We start from the raw sequence: 23,107 nt of genomic DNA, 5'->3' as shown, positions 1-23,107 counted from the left end.
CCATGCGTTCCACCCAACAGATCGCCGAGCACGCGACCTTCCAGAATTTCGCCAACTGCTATTGGCGGGAGATCGACGCCGGCCGGACCACCCGGCACGGCACGGAGGCCGGACCCGGTGTCGAGTGCGTCGAATGGCTGCTGCCGTCGCAGCGGGCAGCATTGCGGGCGGAGATTGTCTCACGCTCGCTGTGCGGCCCCTGCGGCTTCGGACGCATTTGGAAGCGCGCCCTGCCAGACACCTCCTGGCAGCAGACCGAACCTTTCACCGCGCTCTGCTGTCTGGCCGGCGAGAGCTATCGCCGGATGGAGGGGAAAGGCGCCGGGGCCGACCTGCGCGGCAGCGAGCTGGAACTGCTGCTGCGCGTCCTGCAAAGCTACCAGTCGGTCCAGCGCTATCTCGACGCCACCCCGGCCACGGACGGCGACGAGGACGAGTTCATCGCCGCCGAACAGTCGCTGGTCTTCGGCCATTGGCTGCACCCCACGCCCAAGAGCCTCCAGGGGATGACGCCATGGCAGCAGCCGGCCTATGCGCCGGAACTGGGCGGGCGGTTCCGGCTGCGCTGGTTTGCCGCCCCGGCGGCGCGGGTCAGCCACCGCTCTGCCGTCCGCCAGTCGGCGCCGGAGATGATCGCCGCCATTCTGGGCGACTCCCTATCCCGGCTCGCCCCCCGCGAGGACGAACTGCTGATCCCGATGCATCCGCTCCAGGCCGAGGCGCTGGCGCTCGACCCGGCGGTGCAGGCGATGCTGGAGCGCGGCACGCTGCGGGCGCTGGGCGATGCCGGACCGGAATTCACCGCCACTTCGTCGGTGCGGACGGTCTACAGCCCGGACAGCCCGTGGATGCTGAAATTCTCGCTGCCGGTGCGCATCACCAACTCCATCCGCGTCAACCGCCGCCACGAACTGGACGCCGGCGTCATCATGGCCAAGCTGATCGGCGCCATCGGAAGGGAGTTGAGCCCCCGCTTCGGCTTCGTGCTCGACCCCGCCTACATCACGCTGGACCAGCCCGACGGCGGCGAGAGCGGGTTCGAAGTGATCCTGCGCGAGAACCCCTTCGCCGGAGGGCGCCAGCGCGGCGTCGCCACCATCGCGGCGCTGGCCGCCGATCCGCTTCCCGGCCGTCCATCCCGGCTGGAGCGGATCGTCCGCCGCGTCGCGATGGAACGGAACGGCGGTGTGGCGGAGGCGGCGCGGCGCTGGTTCGATGCCTATCTCGACTGTGCGCTCGATCCCGTGCTGCGCCTGTACGACACGCACGGCGTGGCACTGGAGGCGCACCAGCAGAACGGGCTGCTCGAATTGCGGGACGGGATGCCCGCCCGCTTCCTCTACCGCGACAACCAGGGCTTCTATTTGTCGGCCGCCTACCGCGACCGGCTGCGCCGGCTGATCCCGGAGGCCGACAATATCCGCTCGCTCTATTACGAGGAGGGGGAGATCAACCGGCGCTTCTCCTACTACGTGATCGTCAACCAGATCTTCTCGGTGATCGCCCGCATGGGAAAGGACCGGCTGGCGGCAGAGGAGGACCTGCTGCGCATCCTGCGCGCCCGGCTGGAGCTGCTGGCCCTGTCGCTGACCCAGGCCGGACGGCGCTTCGCCGAAGGGGTGCTGGACAGCCCGACCATCGGGGCCAAGCTGAACCTGACGACCCGCCTGCTGAACATCGACGAGCTTCAGGCCGCCAACGAGGCCGATCTTTACGCCCAATGGCCCAACCCGCTGTGCCGGACCGGCGCCGCAGCAGCGGAGCGGGGACGCCATGCCCTTTCCGCGTGACCTGCCCGGCCGCCCGGAGGAGCGGGTGGTCCGCCAGCTTGCCGCCGCCCTGCTGTTCGAGGGGATCGTCGAACCGGCCGCGGCCGGGGTGGATGGGGGAGAGCGCCGGCTCGTCTGGCGGTCCGGCGGGCGGGAATTCCGCTGCCTCGCCTCCGCCGGGCCGTTCGGACGCCCACGCATCCGGCCGGGATCGGTCGAGATGCGGGGCGAGGACGGCAACTGGCGCGCCGCCACCCTCGACCGGATGGTCGCCGGGCTGAACGCTCCGGAACCGCATCTCGCCGGCCTGCTGGCCGAACTGGAGCGCACGGTGTCGCTCTGCCGCTGGAACGCCGCCAACCTGCCGGCCACTCCGCGCCGCGGCCTGTCCTTTCCCGACCTGGAATGCCGGCTGGAAGAGGGGCATCCCTATCATCCCTGCTTCAAGGCGCGGCTGGGCTTCGACGAGGCCGACCATGCCGCCTTCGGGCCGGAGGTCGGTCAGCGCTTCCAACTGGTCTGGCTGCTGGTCGCCCGCTCCTGCCTGCATCTGGCGATCCCCGGCGAGGAGGAGGAGTTTTGGCAGTCGGAACTCGGCCCCGCCGCCTGGGCGGAGATCGAACGGCGCCGGGAGGAGCTGAACCTGCCCGCGACCGACTATTGCCTGTTGCCGCTGCACCCCTGGCAATGGTGGGACCTGCGCGAGGGGGAGGGGGCGTCCTGGCTGCGGCCCTGGCTGGCCGACGGCCGCGCCGTCTGCCTGGGGCCGCTGGGCGACCATTACCGGGCCAGTCAGTCGGTCCGCACAGTGATGAACGCCGACGACCCGCGCAAGGCCGACGTGAAGCTGGCGCTGAACATCGTCAACACCGCCTCCCGCCGCATCATCGACCCGCATTCGGTTTGCACCGGCCCGGCCATTTCCGAATGGCTGACGGCCGTGGTGGCGGGCGATACCGACTTCAGCGACCGCTATCCGCTGACCCTGCTGCCGGAATATGTGGGGATCATCGCCGACCGCGACGGCCCGCTGGCCGGACAGATGGCGGCACTGTGGCGGCGTAGCGTGCAATCCACCCTGGGCGAAGGCGAATCTGCCATCCCCTTCAACATGCTGATGGTGACGGAGGCCGACGGCTCCGCCTTTGCGGCACCCTGGATCGAGCGGTACGGGCTGCTGCCCTGGCTGGACCGGCTGCTGGAGGTGGCGGTTCTGCCGGTCTGGCACCTGCTGGTCCGCCACGGCATCGCGGTGGAGGCGCACGGCCAGAACATGGTGCTGGTCCACCGCGACGGCTGGCCGGTGCGACTGATCCTGCGCGACTTCCACGACAGCGTGGAATACACCCCGGACTTCGTGGCGGATCCCGGCTTGCTGCCCGATTTCCCCAACCTGCACCCGGCCTACCGCGACGCGCCGCCGGACCGCTATTACTGGGCCGGCGGGATCGATGCGCTGCGCGAACTGGCAATGGATACGCTGTTCGTCTTCAACTTGACCGACGTGTCCGACCTGCTGGCCCTGAAGCACGGGCTGCCCGAGCCGGAGTTCTGGCGGCGGGTCCACGATCTGCTGGAGGCCCACGCCAGCCGCCACGGGCTGGAGGAGCGGCACCGCCGCGTCGGCCACGCCGCACCCGAGATCCTCACCGAATCCCTGCTGCGCGGAAAGCTGCTGTGCGCGCGGGAGGAGATTCACCACACCGTTCCCAACATCTTCGCGCGCTTCGCACTTGAGGGCTCCCGATGATCCGCATCGACGACCGATCCTATTCGCAGGCCGAGCTGGAATCGCTGACCGCCGCCCATGCCGGGCGGGCCCGCCTGTCCGACCGGCCCGGTGCCCGCTTCGCCGTCTGCTTCACCGACACCATCGACTGGCTGGCCCTGTTCTTCGCCATCCGCGCGGCGGGCGGCAGCCTGTTGCCGCTGCACCCCTCCACCCCGCTGGAGGCGGCGCGGCGGCTGGCGCGCGAGGCCGGCTGCCATGCGCTCTACCACAACAGCCTGACGGCGGAGGAGATCGCCCCCCTGCCGGCGGATCCTGGGCCGGGACAGCTCCTGCAGATGAGTTCCGGCACCACCGGCGCGCCCAAGCGCATCGCGCGCAGCTGGTCGGAAATCGACCGCGAGATCGAAAGCTATGTCGGCTTCTTCACCGAGCCGGCCGGCATGACCCCGGTGATCGCCTGCCCGACCACCCATTCCTACGGCCTGATCTGCGGCCTTCTGGTCGGGCTGCGCCGCGGGGCGGAGCCGGTGATCCTCGACACCACCAACCCGAAATTCCTGCTGAAGGCGCTGCGGCAGATCGAACGGCCGCTGCTCTACTCCTCCCCCGTCATCCTGCACACGCTGGCCCGGCTGATGCCGGAAGGCGAGCGCATCCATGCGGCGATGACCTCCGGCACGCTGCTGCCGGAACCCTGGTTCGAGCGGATCCGCGGCAAGACCACCCACATGTTCCAGCAATATGGCTGCTCGGAAGCCGGCTGCATCGCGATCAATCCGGACATGGCGGGCAGCGCCGAATTGGGCCGCGTGCTGCCCCACCACCGCCTGTCCGCCGGCACCGCCGACGCCCCGGCGGAGATCGTGCTGTCCGTTGCGGATGGCGAGATCCGCACCCGCGACCTGGGCTATCTGCGCGACGACGGCATGCTGATGTTCATGTCGCGGCTGGACGACACCATCAACGTCGCCGGCCTCAACGTCTATCCGCAGGAGGTGGAGGACGTGGCGATGGCGATGCCCGGCGTCACCGACGCCGTGGCCTTCCGCCGCACCGACCGCTTCGCCGGCGAACGGGTCGCCCTGCTGTTCTCCGCCGCCGCCGAGGTGACCGACACTGCGCTGCGCGACTGGTGCCGGGAGAATCTGGCCGCCCACCAGCAGCCGGGCGAACTGATCCGCGCCGATGCCCTGCCCCGCATGGCCAACGGCAAGATCAGCCGTCGCGAGGTCGCCGCCCGCTATGCGGAGGCCGCGGAATGAGACCGGCCATGACCGAGCATGAGGTTGTCGACGCGATCCATACCGTCCTGCGCGACCATCTGCAGAACCGGCATCTCGACCGCTTCGGCCCTGACGCGCGGCTGAACGAGGATCTCTACCTCGACTCCGTGCTGATGATGGAGCTGTTCCTGCAGCTGGAGCTGTCCTTCGGGCTGGAGGCGCCGGACGAACTCATCACCTCGCGCGATCTGGCGACGGTGGCCGACGTGGCCGGCCTGTTCGCCGGCACCCGCCCGGCCGCCGCGGAAGAGGCGCTTCCCCCCGGCAGCGTCCATGGCGAGGAGTATAAGGACCTCAAGATCCACTGCTTCGTCAGCTGCGTCTGCGACGCGCTGAAGCGGGCGGGGATCGACCATCGCCCCTTCTATTTCGGGGTCTGGGACGCCGGGTTCGAGGTTGGGGCCGACCGGGTGCTGCGCTATCATGGGCCGACCGTCAGCCACGACGTCTTCCGCGATTGGTACCACCGCCTCTACGGGGCGGAGGTGCGGCAATGGTACGACCATGGCCGGAGCAAGGAGGACAACCTCGCCCTGCTGGCCGATCTGGTGGAGCGGCGGTCGGACAGCCTTTCCATCATGGCGATGATCGATCTGTTCCACCTGCCGGAGCGGGAGAACAAGTTCAACCAGAACCCATTCCCGCATTACCTGATGCTGGAGACCGGCAGCAATCCCGCGGTCTTCATGGTCCGCGACCCCGATTTCCGTTGGGAAGGGGAGATCGCGCGGGACCGCATCGCCACCGCCTTCCTCCAGCCCAGCGTCGCCGGCGGTTATCTGTTCGACCGGCGCGAGCTGCGCCCCGCCCGGCCCGCCGACATCGCCGCCTATTTCGAAGCCTGCTTCCTGCCCGACGCCAACCCGCTGACCGCCGCGGTGCGCGGCATCCTGACGGCGCATCTGGACGGAACCGACGGGCTGTCGCCGGCCGGCCTTTCGCATGCGCTGCGCGAACTGCCGGTGTTCGCCATCCGCAAATACGCCTACGAGCACGGCTTCGCCTTCTTCTGGCGGGCGCTGCGCCTGCCCGACGACAGCTTCCTCGCCCGCTGCGACGAGATCGAGGAGCTGTTCCAGGGCTTCAAGGCGCTGCAATACGCGATCCTCCGCCTCGCCCAGACCGGCGACACGGGGCTCGCCCCTGACCTGTTCGCGCGGCTCGACCTGCTGGACCGGCAGGAGACGGCCTTGAAGCGCGAGCTCGGCGCTGTCTTCCGGCAATGGCGCGCCGCCGCCGCTACACACGCCCTTTCCGCCCCCCTTTCTTCCAAGGTGGCATGATGAGACTGTCGCTCTGCACCATCAGCTTCCGGCACCATCTGGTATCGCTGGAGGAACTCGCCGTCTGGGCCGCCGGCAACGGCTTCCAGGGGATTGAGCTTTGGGGCGCGCATGCCCGCAACATGGCAGCGGTGTCCGACCGCGGCGGCGATTGGCTGGCGGAGTTCGGCCTGTCGGTACCGATGGTCAGCGACTATCTGCCGCTGGACGGCGACCCCGACGCGCTGATGCGCAAGACGCTGGACCTCTGCCGGCTGGCGCAACGCTGGGGCGCGCCCAAGATCCGGACCTTCGCCGGCAGCACCGGCAGTGCCGAGACCTCGCCGGAGCGCCGGATCTTCATCGCGGAGCGGCTGCGCACGCTTTGCGGGCTGGCCGCCGACCATGGGCTGTCGCTGCTGGTGGAGACCCACCCCGGCACGCTGGCCGATAGCCTGACGGCCACCCGCGCGCTGATCGCCGCGGTCGGCCACCCGGCGCTGAAGGTCAATTTCGACGTGCTGCATGTCTGGGAGGGCGGCGACGATCCGGTGGCCGCCCGGCGGGCGCTGCGTCCGCACATCGGTCACTACCACCTGAAGAACATCCGCGCCCGCGACGACCTGCCTGTGTTCGAGCCGGCCAACGTCTATGCCGCGGCCGGACGGCGCGACGGCATGGTACCGCTGTTCGACGGGGTGGTGGACTATCGCCGCTTCCTTGCAGAACTGGCGGACGATCCGGCGGCGGAAGGCTCGCTGGAGTGGTTCGGCGACGATTGCTACACGGTGCTGCGCCGCGACCGCGCGGACGTCGAGGCGGCGCTGGCCCCCATCGCGGGCACCCTGCCCCGCGCCCTACCCCGCCCCCTGCCTCGCCGTGTCGCCGGAACCCGGCACGGTACGGCGTAGCGCCCCCCCACTGTCGCGAATACGGCGCGCAACGCTGCGCCCCAATCCGCAGTCCGTTCCGACGCGGCGTTGGCTTTGTGCCCTCGTCCATTCGCTCGCACCCCACCCGACCGTTCCTTATCGGCAGGGGCCATTAACCGAACGGGGGATCGACAGACCGCTCCCCTTGCGGGTTCATTAGGGCACTGCGCCGTCCCGCCCGCGGGGTAGTGCCCATGAACGGCCAACGGCCGATAAATCATCCGGGGAAGGAAAGCAGCCTTGCATACGGACACCACGTCGCTGACCCAGAGCTATGTCCACGGCGCCAGCCGCACCCCGCTGCTGGGCGAGACCATCGGCGCGCATCTCGACCGTATGGCGGCGCTGTCGCCCGACCGGCCCGCCCTGATCGTCCGGCACCAGAACGTCCGCTGGACCTATGCGGAGTTCAAGCGCACGGTCGACCGGGTGGCGGCGGGGCTGGTCGCGCTGGGGCTGAAGCCGGGCGAGCGCATCGGCATCTGGTCGCAGAACAACGCCGAATGGGTGGTGACGCAGTTCGCCACTGCCAAGGCCGGCCTGATCCTGGTCAACATCAACCCGGCCTACCGCCTGCACGAGCTCGAATACGCCATCAACAAGGTCGGTTGCGCCGCGCTGATCCTGTCGCCGTCCTTCAAGTCGAGCGACTATATCGGCATGATCGCCAAGTTGGCGCCGGAACTGGATCAGTCGGCCGTCGACCGGCCCCTATCCCCGCAACGGCTGCCGAGCCTGCGCCACCTGATCCGGCTGGGCACGGAAAAGACGCCGGGCATGCTGAACTTCGACGATCTGCCGGCGCTGGCCCGCCCGGCCGACGTGGCGGAGTTGGGCCGGCTGGCCGGCATCCTGCAGTTCGACGATCCCGTGAACATCCAGTTCACCAGCGGCACCACCGGCAGCCCGAAGGGCGCCACGCTGACCCACCACAACATCCTGAACAACGGCTTCTTCGTCGGCGAGGCGATGCGCCTGACGGAGGAGGACCGGCTGTGCATCCCGGTGCCCTTCTATCACTGCTTCGGCATGGTGCTGGGCAACCTCGCCTGCGTCACCCACCGCGCCTGCATGGTGATTCCGGGCGAGGGCTTCGACCCCGTCGCCGTACTGTCCGCGGTACAGGAGGAGCGCTGCACCGGCCTGCACGGCGTGCCGACGATGTTCATCGCGCTGCTCGACCACCCGGACTTCGCCCGTTACGACCTGTCGAGCCTGCGCACCGGCATCATGGCGGGCTCGCCCTGCCCGATCGAGGTGATGAAGCGCGTGGTGTCTGAAATGAACCAGCGCGAGATCACCATCGCCTACGGCATGACCGAGACCAGCCCGGTCAGCTTCCAAAGCTCCACAGACGATCCGCTGGAGCGGCGCGTGTCCACCGTGGGGCGCATCCAGCCGCATCTGGAGGTGAAGGTCGTCGATGCCGAGGGCCGCATCGTTCCGCCAGGCACGCCGGGGGAACTGCTGACCCGCGGCTATTCGGTGATGCGCGGCTATTGGGCCGACGCGGAGCAGACGGCGCGGGCCATCGACGAGGCCGGCTGGATGCACACCGGCGACCTCGCCACCATCGATGCCGAGGGCTATTGCAACATCGTCGGCCGGCTGAAGGACATGGTGATCCGCGGCGGCGAGAACATCTACCCGCGCGAGGTCGAGGAATTCCTCTACACCCACCCCGACATCGCCGACGTGCAGGTGTTCGGCGTGCCGGACCAGCAGTTCGGCGAACAGCTCTGCGCCTGGATCCGGCCGAAGCCGGGGGCAGCGCTGACCGAACAGCAGGTCACCGCCTTCTGCCATGGCGCCATCGCCCACTACAAGATCCCGAAATACATCCGCTTCGTCGACGAGTTCCCGATGACGGTGACCGGCAAGATCCAGAAGTTCGTGATGCGCCAGACGATGATCGAGGAACTCAACCTCTCCCAGGACAGGACTGCATAAGAGCATGTCATCCTGTCGCCGAACATGGAGAAGAAGCCCAGGGGGGCGCGACACCCGCCCCCCCCTGGCCCCTGGCCGGCCGCGTCCGCCCCATCACCTCGATCGTCCGGCCCCCATGCGTCAGTGGCTGATCATCCACGGCCTTGCGGTAGGGAAGCCCTTCGCGCCGTCGGCGGTGCGCAGCACCGACCGCCCCTTTCCGCCACCACCGCAACAACCGCAACCGGGGCCATGCTTGTGCTTCGGCCCGGTTTCCGACAGCAGGCTCGGCCGGTCGGCGCTGCGTTCGTTGGTGGCGTGCGCCGCCCGCGTCGCGGCGGACACGCCGGAGAAGGCCGGCGCCATGCGGATCACCCGCGGCGACGGCGTCTCGCAATGGGGACAGAGCTGCGGCAGGCTGCATTCCGCCATCGGCCGCATTTCCGTGAAGTCGCCGCAGGTCGGGCATTCATAGTCGTACATCGGCATGGCGTGGCCTCCTTCTCCTGCCGGTTACACGCGGTCCGGCGCGATGGGCATGTCGACGTCGCCGCTGATGAACTTGGTAGGGCCGTCGGCATTCGGCGTGATGTCGAAGTCGAAGATCTGCGTCGGCAGGAACAGGGTGGCGCAGGCGTTTGGCACGTCGACCACGCCGCTGATGTGGCCCTGCACCGGTGCGGTGCCGAGGATCGAATAGGCCTGGGCGCCGGAATAGCCGAACTTCTTCAGATATTCGATGGCGTTCAGGCAGGCTTGGCGATAGGCGACATGGACGTCCAGGTAATGCTGCTCGCCCGCTTCGTCGACCGAGATGCCCTCGAAGATCAGGTAGTCGTTGTAGGTCGGGACGATCGGGCTCGGCTTGAAGATCGGGTTTTTGATGCCGTATTTCGCCATGCCGTCCTTGATCAGGTTGACCTTCAGATGCGCCCAGCCGGCCATTTCGATGGCGCCGCAGAAGGTGATCTCGCCGTCGCCCTGGCTGAAATGCAGGTCGCCCATCGACAGGCCGGCGCCCTTCACATAGACCGGGAAATAGATGCGCGAGCCGCGCGACAGGTCCTTGATGTCGCAGTTGCCGCCATGTTCGCGGGGCGGCACGGTGCGCGCGCCTTCCGCAGCCGCCTTGTCGCGGGCGTCGCCCTTCAGCCGGCCCATATGGGCGGTCGGCGCATAGGGCGGGTTGGCGAGGCCGGGAACACGGGTCGGGTTGGTGTCGATCAGCGCCTGCTCGCGCTTGTTCCACTTGGCAAGCAGGTCATGCGAGGGCAAGCAGCCGATCAGGCCGGGGTGGATCAGCCCGGCGAAGCGCACGCCGGGAATATGGCGCGACTTGGTGAACATGCCCTCGAAATCCCAGATCGATTTCTGGGCCAGCGGGAAATGCTCGGTCAGGAAGCCGCCGCCATTCTGCTTGGAGAAGAAGCCGTTGAAGCCCCATTGCTGCTGCGGGAAGGCGCCGATGTCCAGCAGGTCCACCACCAGCAGGTCGCCCGGCTCCGCCCCCTCGACCCCGACCGGGCCGCTGAGGAAATGGACCTGGCTGAGATCGACATCGCGCACGTCGGCGGCATCGTCGTCGTTTTTGATCTGGCCGCCGGTCCAGTCGTAGCATTCCAGGATGAAGTCATCGCCCGGCTTCACCGTCACCGCCATCGGGATGTCCGGGTGCCAGCGGTTGTGGATCATGTCGTTTTCATAAGGGGTCTGCGACAGGTCGACCTTGATCAGGGTGTCAGCCATGGCTTGCTCTTCCTTATTGGTGGACTGATTTCAAGGGAATGGGGGCTTCGGCGCGTCACACCGACAGCAGCCGGGCGACCTTGGCCTCGTCGACCTGGTCGCGGGTATCTTCGTGCACGATCTCGCCGTTTTCGATCACCAGCACCCGGTCGGCGATGTCGAGCGCGAAGCTCAGCACCTGTTCCGACACGATGATGCTGAGGCCCTTCTCGTCGCGGATGCGGCGGAGCGTGCGGGCCATCTCGCGGATGATCGAGGGCTGAATGCCTTCGGTCGGCTCGTCCAGCAGCAGAACTTTCGGCTTGGTCGCCAGCGCGCGGGCGATGGCGAGCTGCTGCTGCTGCCCGCCCGACAGGTTGCCGCCGCGCCGGCCCTTCATCTCCAGCAGTACGGGAAACAGTTCGTACAGGTCGCCGGGAACGCTGCGCCCGCCATGGACGCCGAGCCCCGTCTCGATGTTCTCCTGCACCGTCATGGTCGGAAAGATCATGCGGCCCTGCGGGACATAGGCGACGCCCTTCGCCACCCGCTCGTAGCTTTTCAGCCCGGTGATCTCGCTGTCGCCGATGCGGATGGCGCCGGAGCGCGCCGGCACGATTCCCATCAGCGACTTCATCAGCGTGGTCTTGCCCATGCCGTTGCGGCCCATGACGGCGACGATCTCATTGGGCGCCACCGAGAAGTCCAGCCCGTGCAGGACCTCGCTCTCGCCGTAGGACACGCGGAGTTGATTGACGGACAGCATCTGTTGATCCCCCGCTCAGTGGCCCAGATAGACTTCGACGACCTTGGGGTCGTTCTTCACCCGCTCCATGCTGCCCTCCGACAGGATTTTTCCCTGGTGCAGCACGGTGACGCGGTGGGCGATGTCCTCGACGAACTTCATGTCGTGCTCGATCACCAGCACCGAGCGGTTGCGGATGATGCGGTTCAGCAGTTCGGCGGTCTTCTTGCGCTCGTTCACGCTCATGCCGGCGACCGGCTCGTCCAGCATCAGCAGTTCGGGGTCCTGGATCAGCAGCATGCCGATCTCCAGCCACTGCTTCTGCCCATGGCTGAGATATTCGGCGCGCTGGTCGAGATGGTCGGCCAGGAAGATCATCTCGGCGATCTCCGCCACCCGCTCGCGCACCGCGGCGTCGCGCTTGAAGGCGAGTGCGCCGAACACCGTGCGGCCGCGGGGATAGGAGATCTCCAGATTCTCGAACACCGTCAGGTCGTCGTAGATCGACGGGTTCTGGAACTTGCGGCCGACGCCGGCCTTGACGATCTGGTGCTCCTTCATCGCCGTCAGTTCCCGGTTGCGGAACTTGATGGAGCCGCCGGACGCCTTGGTCCGTCCGCAGATGAGGTCGAGCACCGTGGTCTTGCCGGCGCCGTTCGGGCCGATGATGACGTGGATCTCGTTGCTGTCGACGTAGAAGGACAGGTCGTTGACCGCCTTGAACCCGTCGAAGGACACGGTCAGCCCTTCGACCGCAAGCAGGTAATCGGTGGGGTTCACCATGGCTCTGCGCCCTCCTCAATCGGCGGCGGTGTGGGGCGGGATGATCGGTGCGCCGGCAACCGGGGCATCCGTGCGGCGGGTGGTCAGCCGGCGCAGCTTAGGCGCGATGAACTGCTGGTAGAGTCCGGCCAGACCGTTGGGGAACACCATCACCACACCGATGAACAGGGCGCCCATGGCGAACAGCCACAGCTCCGGAAAGCTCTCCGACAGCATCGTCTTGGCCCAGTTGACCAGCAGAGTGCCGTAAACTGCGCCCAGCAGCGACAGCCGGCCGCCGACCGCGCAGTAGATGACCATCTCGATCGACGGCACGATGCCCACGAAGGACGGCGACATGAAGCCGACCTGGAGCGTGAACATGGCGCCCCCCACCGCCGACAGCGCCGCGGCGAAGCAGAAGACGAAGATCTTGAAGCTGGCGACGTCGTAGCCGGAGAAGCGGACCCGGTCCTCCTTGTCGCGAAGCGCCACCAGGATGCGGCCCAGCTTGGAGCGGCGGACGTAGAGGCACAACAGGATACAGCCGATCAGCAGGGCCGCATTGACGAAGTACAGCACCAGCTTCGCCTCGTCGGTGCGGATGTCCCATCCCTTCAGGGTGCGCAGGTCGGTGATACCGTTGATGCCGCCGGTGTAGCCCTGCTGTCCGACGATCAGGATGGTCAGGATGGCGGCGAAGGCCTGGGTGATGATGGCGAAATAGACGCCGCCGACCCGCCGCTTGAACATCGCCAGCCCGACGATGAAGGCGAGCAGCGCCGGGACCGCGACCACTGCGACGGTGGCGAAGGTCAGGCTGTGGAACGGCTCCCAGAACCAGGGCAGTTCCTTCAGCTGGTTCCAGTCCATGAAGTCGGGAATACCGGGGGTGGACTGGATCTTGGTCGCCTCCGGGCTGGAGGCCTCCAGCTTCAGGAACATCGCCATGCAGTAGCCGCCGATGCCGAAGAAGATCCCCTGCCCCAGCGACAGGATGCCGGCGCTGCCCCAGCACAGCACGAGCCCGAGCGCCACGAAGGCATAGGTCAGGTATTTGCCGACCATGTTCAGCCGGAAGATGTCGAGCCCCAGCGGCAGGATGACGATCAGCAGGGCGGCCAGCAGCAGGATGCCCGCGATGTCGCCGTCGATGCGTCCGAGAAAGCTGGTTTGAGGGGTGCGCGTCATGGTCAATGGCTCCTCAGCGGCGGACTTTGAGGACGAACAGGCCCTGCGGGCGCAGCATCAGGATCACGACGACAGTCAGAAGCGTCAGCACCTTGGCGGTCGAGCCGCTGAGGAAGAACTCCATCGTCGACTGCGCCTGGCTGATGGTGAAGGCGGACGCAATGGTGCCGATCAGGCTCTGGGCGCCGCCGAACACCACCACCAGGAAGGTGTCGACGATATAGAGCTGGCCGGAGGTCGGACCGGTCGAGCCCACCATGGTGAAGGCGCTGCCCGCCACCCCGGCGATGCCGCAGCCGAGCCCGAAGGTGTAGCGGTCGACCTTCTCGGTGTTGATGCCGACGGCGCCGGCCATCACCCGGTTCTGCATCACCGCCCGCACGCCCTGACCCCAGCGGGAGCGGAACATCACGGCGTAGATCACGACGGTGATGGCGATGGTCAGGCCCATCACGAACAGGCCGTTGATCGGCACCTCGATGGTGTCGGTGACGGCGACCGACCCCATGAGCCAGTCCGGCAGCACCACGCCGACCTCCCGCGCACCGAAGACGGAGCGGAAGATCTGCTGAAGGATCAGGCTCAATCCCCAGGTCGCCAGTAGCGTGTCGAGCGGCCGGCGGTAGAGGAAGCGGATCATCCCCCATTCCACCAGCATCCCCAGCGCCCCGCTGGCGAAGAAGGCCAGGATCATGGCGACGAAGAAATAGGCCGGGAACAGGGCCGGCGCGTAATTGGAAATGAAGGTGGAGCAGAGATAGGTCACATAGGCGCCGAGGATCATGAACTCCCCATGCGCCATGTTGATGACGCCCATCTGCCCGAAGATGATGGCGAGGCCCAGCGCCATCAGCACGAAAACGGAAAACAGGATGAGCCCCGCGAATCCCTGCATCGCAAAGATCGACCCGAGCTCGGCCAGGCTGTAGCCCTCGAACATGATGGGAACTCCCGTCACACTTGCCCCCACCCCAACCCTCCCCCGCTCTCGCGGGGGAGGGGGACAGGAGCTTTGTCGGCGTTCGGCGGCAGTTCCCTCCCCTGCGAAGCGGGGGAGGGTTAGGGTGGGGGTCTAACTCCCCTTACTGGTAGCCCTTCGGGAACGGGTTCGGCTCGATCAGGTCCGCCGTCTCGTAGACCACGTCGAACTGGCCGTCGGTGCGGGCGCGGCCGACGCGGGTCTTGCTCCACAGGTGATGGTTCTCGTGGACGCGGACATAGCCTTCCGGCGCGCCGGTGAACTCGATGCCGGCCGACGCGGCGGCGATCTTGTCGATGTCGAAGCTCTGCGCCTTCTCCGCCGTCAGCTTCCACAGCCAGGGGCCGAGATAGCCCGCCTGGGTCACGTCGCCGATGACGCTCTCCCCGCCCCACATCTTCTTGAAGGCGGCGACGAACTTTTCGTTGTTGGGGTTCTTCAGCGACTGGAAATACTTCATGCAGGCATAGGCGCCGGCGATGTTCTCGCCGCCGATGCCCAGCATCTCGTCCTCGGTGACGGAGATGGTCATCAGCGTCTGCTTGTTCAGGTCGATGCCCGCGGCCTTCATCTGCTTGTAGAAGGCGACGTTCGACCCGCCGACGACCGAGGCGTAGATGACGTCCGGCTTGGTCAGCTTGATCTTGTTGATGACCGAGTTGAACTGGGTGTGGCCAAGCGGGAAATACTCCTCGCCCACCACCTTCTGGCCCTTCATCTCGATATGCTTGCGGGCGATCTTGTTGGAGGTGCGCGGCCAGATGTAGTCGGAGCCGATCAGGAAGAAGGACTTGGCCCCCTTCTCCTTCGTTACCCAGTCCAGCCCGGCGAGGATCTGCTGCGTCGCTTCCTGGCCGGTGTAGATGACGTTCTTCGACTGCTCCAGCCCTTCGTAGAAGGTCGGGTAATAGAGCATGCCGTTGTACTGCTCGAACACCGGCAGCACCGCCTTGCGCGAAGCCGAGGTCCAGCAGCCGAACACCGCCGCCACCTTGTCTTCCACCAGCAGCTTGCGTGCCTTTTCGGCGAAGGTCGGCCAGTCGCTGGCTCCGTCCTCCTGGATCACCTCGATCTTGCGGCCGAGTACGCCGCCCATCTCGTTGATCTGGGCGATGGCCAGTTTTTCGGCCTGCACCGAGCCGGTTTCGGAGATGGCCATGGTGCCGGTGGTGGAGTGCAGGATGCCGACCTTCACCGTGCCATCGGTGACCGCCAGCTTCGTCGTGTTGACGGCGCTGGTGGGCAGCGCCTGGGCCAGCGCGCCGCGCGGCAGCAGTCCGACGGCGGGCAGCGCCGCCATGCCGAGGAGGAGCTTGCGGCGGAGCGGCGACGGAATGCCGCCATTGAGCTTGTCCGCATCCATCTTGTCAGAGGACATGAAACCTCCTGATGTTGGCCGTTATCGCCTTGCAAAAGGTCGCCGGCCATCGAGCGCGGCCCTTTTTGAAAGGCGGTATTTTTTGGGGGAGTTGGCGGAACGATCCGCGACTGGACGGTCCGATGGTTGACCGATCGGTGCGGCGCAGCAATACGTGGATTTGCGTATAGGGGTGCCGGGCGGCAAATGGTTATACACTGACGTCAGTCTGACGACGGCCGGGCGCTCGCAACCACCGAGAAGCGAGTGGACGGCCCGCGTACTCGCGCAGAAGATCTGCACTCTTTCGTTTTGTTGTTCTTCCGATTTCGTTTTGTCAGACTGGGCGCATCAAGGAATTTACTGCCGAACAGAGCCGGAGAAGCAGGAAGAAACAATCCGTCTTGCGAACAATCTGTCGGGAGGGTGAATGGGGCCGATGGCGGGGCGCCAGAGGGTGGTCGCGGTCCGGCGGACCTACAACAGGTGGGTCGCCAACCAGACGCTGGAGGATTACGCGCTGCGCTTCACCGCGCGCAAGGCGCGGCGCTGGTCGCCGTCGCGGGTCGCCAACACCGCGTTGGGCTCGATCTCCTTCCTGGCGCTGGAGGCCATCGGCGGATCGATCACGCTCGGCTACGGCTTCACCAACGCGGTGCTCGCCATCCTGGCCGGCGCCCTCCTGATCTTCGCCAGCGCGCTGCCGATCAGCTACTACGCCAGCAAATACGGCGTGGACATGGATCTGCTGACGCGCGGCGCCGGCTTCGGCTATATCGGCTCCACCATCACGTCGCTGATCTACGCCTCCTTCACGTTCATCTTCTTCGCCATCGAGGCGGCGATCATGGCGACCGCGCTGGAGATGGTGGTCGGCCTGCCGCTGGCCGCCGGCTATGTGGTCAGTTCGCTCGTGGTGATCCCGCTGGTCGCCTACGGCTTCACGGTCATCAGCCGTATCCAGCTGTGGACACAGCCGCTGTGGCTGACGCTGCACGCCCTGCCCTTCCTGTTCATCGCCATCCAGGACGGCGACGCCTTCACCGCCTGGACCGGCTTCACCGGCCGGGCGGCGGAAGCTGGCGGCGGCGGTTTCGACCTGATGCTGTTCGGTGCCGCGGCGTCGGTGGTGTTCTCGCTGCTGGCACAGATCGGCGAACAGGTCGATTTCATCCGCTTCCTGCCTTACGACCCCGATGCCCGGGGACGCAAGCGGCTGTACTGGTGGGCGGCGCTGGTGGCGGCCGGTCCGGGCTGGATCGTCATCGGCACGATCAAGCTGCTGCTGGGATCCTTCCTGGTGGTGCTGGCTCTGCAGAACGCCGTCCCGCTGGAACTGGCGGCGGAGCCGACGCGGATGTACCTCGTCGCCTTCCAGTATGTGACGCCGTCGCCGCAGCTTGCGCTGGGTCTGACCGGCCTGTTCGTCGTGCTGTCGCAGCTGAAGATCAACGTCACCAACACCTATGCCGGCTCCATCGCCTGGTCGAACTTCTTCTCACGCCTCACCCACAGCCATCCCGGCCGGGTGGTGTGGGTGGTGTTCAACGTCGTCATCGGCCTGATGCTGATGGAATTGGGCATCTACAAGACGCTGGAACCGGTGCTGGGGCTCTATTCCAGCGTCGCCGCGTCGTGGATCGGCGCGCTGGTGGCCGATCTGGTGGTGAACAAGCCGTTGGGCCTCAGCCCGCGTCATGTCGAGTTCAAGCGCGCCCACCTCTACGACATCAATCCCGTGGGCGTCGGCGCCATGCTGTTGGCGACGATCCTGTCGATGCTGGCTTTCCTCGGCGCGCTGGGGCCGACGCTGAAGGTCTGCGCGCCCTTCCTCGCCTTCGCCACCGCGTTCATCGCGGCACCCGTCATCGCCTGGGCGACCCGCGGCGAGTATTACATCGCGCGTCGTCCTTTCGACAGCTGGAACGGGGAGGAGGCGATCCGCTGCCGCATCTGCCAGCATGCCTTCGAGCCGGACGACATGGCCTTCTGCCCGGTCTATGCCGGGGCGATCTGCTCGCTCTGCTGTTCGCTGGACGCCCGCTGCGGCGACGGCTGCAAGAGCGACGCCCGTCTGGGCGTGCAACTGCGCCACGCGCTCGACGCCGTCCTGCCGGCGAGGGCCGCGACGGCACTGAAGGCGCGGCTGGGCCATTACCTGGCGGTGCTGTTGATGTTGGGGCTGGCGGTCGGCGCCGTGCTGTCGCTGGTCTATGTCGAGGTCGCGTCCGTGAACGCGGAGGCGCAGGCGTTGATCCGCAGCACGCTGTGGAAGGTCTTCTTCATCCTGATGATCGTGGCCGGCGTCGCCACCTGGCTGTTCGTGCTGGCCCGCGAAAGCCGCAAGGTGGCGCAGGAGGAAACGCGCAAGCAGACCGACCTGCTGATGCAGGAGATCGAGGCCCATGAACGCACCGATGCCCAGCTTCAGAAGGCGAAGGAGGCGTCGGAGGCGGCGAACCTCGCCAAGAGCCGTTACTTGGTCGGCATCGGCCACGAGTTCCGCACGCCGTTGAGCGCCATCTTCGGCTATTCGCAGATGCTGGAGCGCGACCCCGCCATGCCGCCGCACCGCGTCGACGCCGTCCGCGTCATCCGGCGCAGCGCCGAGCATCTGTCCGGCCTGCTCGACGGGCTGCTGGATGTGTCGAAGATCGAAAGCGGCCGGTTGCAGCTGAACCGGGCGGAGGTCCGCTTCGGCGAGCTGCTCGACCAGCTCGTCGGCATGTTCCACCTGCAGGCGGAGGCCAAGGGCATCGCCTTCCGCTTCGAGGCGCCGGAGGATCTGCCGCCGGTCGTCTTCACCGACGAAGGCCGCATCCGCCAGATCCTCATCAACCTGCTGTCCAACGCCATCAAATTCACCGACGCCGGCACGGTCTGCCTGCGCGTGCGCCACCGCAGCCAGATCGCGGAGTTCGAGGTGGAGGACACCGGCCCCGGCATCGCTCCCGAGGACCGCGAGCGGATCTTCCAGCCGTTCGAGCGCGGGTCGGCCGCCAACCCGATGGTGCCGGGCATGGGTCTCGGCCTGACCATCACCAAGCTGCTGACCGAGGTGATGGGCGGCGAGATCACCGTGACCAGCACACCCGGCAAGGGCAGCCTGTTCCGGGTGCGGCTGATGATGTCGGCGGCGATGCTGTCCACCGCCGCCGCCCAGCCCGACCATCCGATCCGCGGCTATCGCGGGGCCCGTTTGACCGTGCTGGTCACCGACGACGACCTCGCCCACCGCAACCTGCTGGCCGACCTGCTGGCCGAGCTGGGCTTCACCGTGTTCAAGGCGACCGACGGCCCGAACTGCGTCGCCATGGCGGAGCTGCACCGACCGGACATTCTGCTGCTCGACATCTCGATGCCCGGCATGAACGGGCTGGACGTCGCCCGGCACCTGCGCGCCACCGGCCACAGTGAGACCACCATCGTCCTTGTCTCGGCCGACACGCGGGAGGACCGCTCCGCCCCCGCTCCCGGCCAGCCGCATGACGGCTTCGTCGCCAAGCCGGTGTCCATCCCGAAGCTGCTGGCCTGCATCGGCCAGCTGCGCGGCATCGAGTGGGAGTATGAGACGACGGCCGGCAGCGACGACGGCCCGCCGGTCTTCGCCGCGTCGGAGCTGCCGCCACAGCACCACATCGCCGAGCTGATCCATCTCGGCCGCATCGGCTATGTCCGCGGCATGCAGGCCAAGCTGGCCGAGATCGCCGCCGCCCATCCGGAGCTGGACCGCTTCGTCGGCCGCATGCGCACGCTCGTCAGCAACTACGATCTGAACCAGTATATGGCCGCGCTGGAGGCGGTTTACCGCGATGACAGCCATGACGAACCCAGCCATGACGATGAAATCCGCAACCAGACCGCGTGACGTCGTCCTCGTCGTTGACGATTCGCCCGAAGCCCTCAGCTTCCTGACCGATGCGTTGGAGGAGGCCGGCGTGACCGTTCTGGTGGCACTGGACGGCCGCAAGGCGTTGGCCCTGCTGGAGCAGGTGACGCCCGACGTGATCCTGATGGACGCGATCATGCCGGGGCTGGACGGCTTCGAGACCTGCCGACAGCTGAAGCGCAGCAGCCAGGTCGCCCATGTTCCGGTCATCTTCATGACCGGCCTGACCGAAACCGAACATATCCTGAAGGGCTTCGCCGCCGGTGGGGTCGATTACGTCACAAAACCCATCGTCGCCGAAACGCTGATCGCCCGCATGTACGCCCATCTCGCCAACGCCCGCGTGGCGCAGAGCACGCGGGCGGCGCTCGACGTGACCGGCCGCACCCTGCTGGCCGCCAACCACAAGGGCGAGGTTCTGTGGTGCACGCCGCAGACCACCCGCATGCTGGAGTCCGCCTTCGGCGCCGATACGGGAAACGGGGTATCCCTGCCGGAGGAGGCGCGGCGCTGGCTGGCCGAGCGGCAGGTTGGCGGGCCATCTGGCAGAGGTTCTGGCAGTGGATCAGGACGCAAGGCGGACAGCGTGGTGATCGCCACTGGGACGGACGGCCGCATCCTGCGCCTCAGCCCGGTCGGCCAGACCGGTCCCGACGAAATCCTGCTGCAGCTGGTGGAGGAGAACGGCGCCGGCGACGACGCCCTGCTGAAGGACAAGCTGTCGCTGACCGCACGGGAGGCGGAGGTGCTGATGTGGATCGCCAACGGCAAGCCCAACCGCGACATCGCCGAGATCCTGGGCCTCAGCCCCCGCACGGTCGACAAACATCTGGAACAGATCTATTCGAAACTCGGCGTCGAGAACCGCGCCGCCGCCGCCGCGCTGGCGGTGCGTACGCTGAACGGGCGGTAGCCGTCCCGGCCCCGGGAAGCGGGAGAGAGGGAAGCCCCGCTCCCGCGACGCCCGATCAGCCGTAGACCGGTTCCTTCGTCGGAATGCCCTCCATCGGGCATTCGGGCGTGCCGACCGTCGGCCGGGTGAGGGCCTCCACCTTCGCCCGCGTGCCCTCCGGGTCGTTCACCCACTGGCGATAGAAGTCGTAGGGGCAGGCCGCTTCGCCCTTCTCGCCGTCGCCGGAGTTGATCATGCCGGTATAACCGCGATGAACCAGCTTGAAGAGGTGGTTCTCCGACTGCCCGTTCCTACGGAAGTCGCGGATCAGCGTCTTGGACAGCTGGGCGTACTGGATGCCGTACTCCTCCTCGCCGCATTCGCCCAGCGTCCGGCCGTCGAAGCCGACGATGGCGGAATGGCCGAAATAGGAATAGACCCCGTCGAAGCCGGCGGCATTCGCCACCGCGACATAAACGTTGTTGGCCCAGGCCATCGCCTTCGCCATCAGCACCTGCTGGTCCTTGGCCGGATACATGTAGCCCTGGCAGCGCACGATCAACTCGGCCCCCTTCATGGCGCAGTCGCGCCAGATCTCGGGGTAATTGCCGTCGTCGCAGATGATCAGGCTGACCTTCAGCCCCTTAGGCCCGTCCGACACATAGGTGCTGTTGCCGGGATACCAGCCTTCGATCGGCACCCAGGGCATGATCTTGCGGTACTTCTGTACGATCTCGCCCTTGTCGTTCATCAGGATCAGCGTGTTGTAGGGCACCTTGTGCGGATGCTCCTCGTGCCGCTCGCCGGTGAGGGAGAAGACGCCCCATACCTTCGCCTTGCGGCAGGCGGCGGCGAAGATCTCGGTTTCGTCGCCGGGAATGGTGGCGGCGGTTTCGAACATCTCCTTGGAATCGTACATGATTCCGTGCGTCGAGTATTCGGGGAAGATCACGAGGTCGAGGCCGGGCAGGCCCGTCTTCATGCCGACCAGCATGTCGGCGATCTTCTGCGCGTTCTCCAGCACCTCCGCCTTGGTGTGAAGGCGCGGCATCTTGTAATTGACGACAGCGACGCCGACGGTGTCGTTGCTGCTGGTGATATCGCCGTGGATCATTTCAGTCTCCCTGCATGACGGGGGCATGAGACGGCGCGCACGGAAAGCGGGGTGAGTATCCGGCTTCCGCATCGTTTGCGCACCCTTGTTTGTCTCGATCCATCATCGGGGCGCGGCAGGCCGACGGGAATACGCGATTCCCCGTATGAGCCAGTCGAGGGGCTCAACGCCGCGACAAGTCGCTCAATCCTCCGCCAGATTGCCGTAGAGCTGCTGCAGGGTCGCGTTCAGCTTGCCGATCTGCGATTCCGACATCCCGTCGAAGCTGCGGGCGAACAGCCTTTCCGTCGCCTCCTGGATGCGTTCGACCAGCGCATGGCCGGCCGGGGTCATCGTCACCTCGGTGACGCGGCCATCATCGGCGTTGGTGCCGGTGTCCACCAACCCTTCCGCCTTCATGCGGTAGACGATGCGGGTCATGGTCGACAGCTTGACGATGGCGTGGGTCGAGATCTCTGAAATGCTCGACGTGCCGTGCGTCTTCAGAATGAACAGCACCCGCCAGGTCGGGATATCGGTGCCGATCCGTTTCAGCGCCGTTTCCATCTTCTGGGTGTAGATGCCCTGGACACGGGCAAGCCAATAGAAGGGGAATTCCTCGACCTTGAATTCGGGGTCCGACGGGATGTAGCGGCGAAGTTTTTTCGTAATGGCCATGATGCCCAATGTCTATCCAGCGTTTGGCGAGGCCGGGGCCCTGTTGTACCAATCGCCGGTTGGCTTGCCAAACGCCTTGCGGCGGCGCGACCGCTCACCAGCCCGGTCCGCGCTCCGCCCGCATCTTGCGCACCATGGCGTCGAAGAATTTCACGGCGAAGCCGCTGTCGCGGATCAGCATGGCGGTCAGGTCGCTGCATTTCTGCCGGACCTCGGTGGACAACTCCACATCCTCTCCGCGCATGCTATCGGCCAGGGTCTGGATCTCGGCGGCGCGCTGCACCGTCCACAGCAGGAAGAAGGTCTTGGCGATACTGGACTCACCCACCGCGATGCCGTGGTTGCGCAGCACCAGGATATGCTTGTCGCCCAGGCTTTCCAGCATGCGCGGCTTCTCGTCGGCGAACAGCGTGATGCCCTCGAAGGCATGGTAGCCGACGCGGCCATAGAGCTGGGCGCCATAGAAGTCATTGTGCGAGAAGGCCTGCTTCTTCTGCACGATGGCCGACACCTCGGTCGTGTGGGTGTGGATCACGCAATGGATGTCGTCGCGCGCCTCGTGGATGGCGCTGTGCAGGGCGAAGCCGGCCGGGTTGGCGTCATAGGGCGACGGCTCCAGCTTCTCGCCGTCCAGTCCGACCTTCAGCAGGTTGGCCGGCGTCACCTCGGTGTAGTTGAGGCCGAAGGGGTTCACCAGATAATGGTGCGCCGGCCCCGGCAGCCGGGCGGAGATGTGGTTGAAGATCGTCTCGGTCCAGCCCATGAAGTCGACGAGGTGATAGCAGTCGGCCAACTGGCAGCGCAGCGCCCACTCCTCCTCGCCGATGTGATCGGGCTTCACGATGCTGTTGTGGCCGAGCTTCGGGGCAGTGGCGGTCATCATGATTTG

Annotated in this window: 18 protein-coding genes; 8 read left to right on the top strand and 10 right to left on the bottom strand. The window is 66.7% G+C overall.

The window, feature by feature from the left end:
- Nucleotides 1-2: 2 nt before the first annotated feature.
- The 6 genes from FZ983_RS13725 to FZ983_RS13700 all read left to right on the top strand — a co-directional run bounded on the left by FZ983_RS13725 (nucleotide 3) and on the right by FZ983_RS13700 (nucleotide 8,928).
- The gene (locus FZ983_RS13725) at nucleotides 3-1,790 is read left to right on the top strand and encodes an IucA/IucC family protein (RefSeq protein WP_149224090.1); all 1,788 of its coding nucleotides are present in this window, start codon (nucleotides 3-5) and stop codon (nucleotides 1,788-1,790) included.
- Nucleotides 1,774-3,519 (top strand): IucA/IucC family protein, encoded by a 1,746-nt coding sequence (locus FZ983_RS13720; protein WP_247883748.1) that lies wholly within the window; start codon nucleotides 1,774-1,776, stop codon nucleotides 3,517-3,519. The genes FZ983_RS13725 and FZ983_RS13720 overlap by 17 nt, the downstream gene beginning before the upstream one ends.
- Complete coding sequence (locus FZ983_RS13715) at nucleotides 3,516-4,763, top strand: AMP-binding protein (protein WP_149224089.1); 1,248 nt, start codon at nucleotides 3,516-3,518, stop codon at nucleotides 4,761-4,763. Before FZ983_RS13720 ends, FZ983_RS13715 begins: the two co-directional genes overlap by 4 nt.
- Before the next feature lie 8 nt (nucleotides 4,764-4,771).
- Nucleotides 4,772-6,067 carry a DUF6005 family protein gene (locus FZ983_RS13710; protein ID WP_149224401.1) on the top strand — a complete coding sequence of 432 codons (1,296 nt, stop codon included), beginning with the start codon at nucleotides 4,772-4,774 and terminating at the stop codon, nucleotides 6,065-6,067.
- On the top strand, nucleotides 6,067-6,957 hold the full coding sequence (locus FZ983_RS13705) for a sugar phosphate isomerase/epimerase family protein (protein ID WP_149224400.1): 891 nt from the start codon (nucleotides 6,067-6,069) through the stop codon (nucleotides 6,955-6,957). The genes FZ983_RS13710 and FZ983_RS13705 overlap by 1 nt, the downstream gene beginning before the upstream one ends.
- A gap of 282 nt (nucleotides 6,958-7,239) precedes the next feature.
- The gene (locus FZ983_RS13700; protein ID WP_149224399.1) at nucleotides 7,240-8,928 is read left to right on the top strand and encodes an AMP-binding protein; all 1,689 of its coding nucleotides are present in this window, start codon (nucleotides 7,240-7,242) and stop codon (nucleotides 8,926-8,928) included.
- Nucleotides 8,929-9,048: 120 nt separating this feature from the next.
- Here the strand turns inward: FZ983_RS13700 and FZ983_RS13695 are convergent, their stop codons facing one another.
- The 7 genes from FZ983_RS13695 to urtA all read right to left on the bottom strand — a co-directional run bounded on the left by FZ983_RS13695 (nucleotide 9,049) and on the right by urtA (nucleotide 15,687).
- The gene (locus tag FZ983_RS13695; protein ID WP_149224088.1) at nucleotides 9,049-9,396 is read right to left on the bottom strand and encodes a zinc ribbon domain-containing protein; all 348 of its coding nucleotides are present in this window, start codon (nucleotides 9,394-9,396) and stop codon (nucleotides 9,049-9,051) included.
- Nucleotides 9,397-9,420: 24 nt separating this feature from the next.
- Nucleotides 9,421-10,653, bottom strand: a complete 1,233-nt coding sequence (gene fmdA / locus FZ983_RS13690) for a formamidase (protein WP_149224087.1) — start codon at nucleotides 10,651-10,653, stop codon at nucleotides 9,421-9,423.
- Nucleotides 10,654-10,708: 55 nt separating this feature from the next.
- Complete coding sequence (gene urtE, locus FZ983_RS13685; protein WP_149224086.1) at nucleotides 10,709-11,398, bottom strand: urea ABC transporter ATP-binding subunit UrtE; 690 nt, start codon at nucleotides 11,396-11,398, stop codon at nucleotides 10,709-10,711.
- A gap of 15 nt (nucleotides 11,399-11,413) precedes the next feature.
- Entirely contained in the window at nucleotides 11,414-12,160 is a 747-nt protein-coding gene (gene urtD, locus FZ983_RS13680; protein WP_149224085.1) for an urea ABC transporter ATP-binding protein UrtD, read from the bottom strand.
- 15 nt (nucleotides 12,161-12,175) lie between these two features.
- Nucleotides 12,176-13,330, bottom strand: a complete 1,155-nt coding sequence (gene urtC / locus FZ983_RS13675; protein ID WP_149224084.1) for an urea ABC transporter permease subunit UrtC — start codon at nucleotides 13,328-13,330, stop codon at nucleotides 12,176-12,178.
- 13 nt (nucleotides 13,331-13,343) lie between these two features.
- Complete coding sequence (gene urtB, locus FZ983_RS13670; protein WP_149224083.1) at nucleotides 13,344-14,270, bottom strand: urea ABC transporter permease subunit UrtB; 927 nt, start codon at nucleotides 14,268-14,270, stop codon at nucleotides 13,344-13,346.
- A 142-nt stretch (nucleotides 14,271-14,412) separates the two neighbouring features.
- The gene (gene urtA, locus FZ983_RS13665) at nucleotides 14,413-15,687 is read right to left on the bottom strand and encodes an urea ABC transporter substrate-binding protein (protein ID WP_247883746.1); all 1,275 of its coding nucleotides are present in this window, start codon (nucleotides 15,685-15,687) and stop codon (nucleotides 14,413-14,415) included.
- Between the two features lie 418 nt (nucleotides 15,688-16,105).
- On the opposite strand from urtA, the gene FZ983_RS13660 reads away from it, so the two are divergent.
- Nucleotides 16,106-19,534: an ATP-binding protein gene (locus FZ983_RS13660; protein ID WP_149224082.1), complete on the top strand. Its 3,429-nt coding sequence runs from the start codon at nucleotides 16,106-16,108 to the stop codon at nucleotides 19,532-19,534.
- Complete coding sequence (locus FZ983_RS13655; protein ID WP_149224081.1) at nucleotides 19,503-20,468, top strand: response regulator transcription factor; 966 nt, start codon at nucleotides 19,503-19,505, stop codon at nucleotides 20,466-20,468. The genes FZ983_RS13660 and FZ983_RS13655 overlap by 32 nt, the downstream gene beginning before the upstream one ends.
- Nucleotides 20,469-20,523: 55 nt before the next feature.
- Here the strand turns inward: FZ983_RS13655 and FZ983_RS13650 are convergent, their stop codons facing one another.
- The 3 genes from FZ983_RS13650 to FZ983_RS13640 all read right to left on the bottom strand — a co-directional run bounded on the left by FZ983_RS13650 (nucleotide 20,524) and on the right by FZ983_RS13640 (nucleotide 23,101).
- Nucleotides 20,524-21,561 (bottom strand): aliphatic amidase, encoded by a 1,038-nt coding sequence (locus FZ983_RS13650; RefSeq protein WP_149224080.1) that lies wholly within the window; start codon nucleotides 21,559-21,561, stop codon nucleotides 20,524-20,526.
- Nucleotides 21,562-21,744: 183 nt separating this feature from the next.
- Nucleotides 21,745-22,218, bottom strand: a complete 474-nt coding sequence (locus tag FZ983_RS13645; RefSeq protein ID WP_149224079.1) for a MarR family transcriptional regulator — start codon at nucleotides 22,216-22,218, stop codon at nucleotides 21,745-21,747.
- 94 nt (nucleotides 22,219-22,312) lie between these two features.
- Nucleotides 22,313-23,101 (bottom strand): class II aldolase/adducin family protein, encoded by a 789-nt coding sequence (locus FZ983_RS13640; RefSeq protein WP_247883745.1) that lies wholly within the window; start codon nucleotides 23,099-23,101, stop codon nucleotides 22,313-22,315.
- Nucleotides 23,102-23,107 lie beyond the last annotated feature (6 nt).

Source organism: Azospirillum sp. B21 (assembly GCF_008364825.1).
Lineage (GTDB): Bacteria > Pseudomonadota > Alphaproteobacteria > Azospirillales > Azospirillaceae > Azospirillum.
The sequence above is the reverse complement of the archived record's forward strand: the minus strand, read 5'-3'. Positions and strand labels throughout refer to the sequence as shown.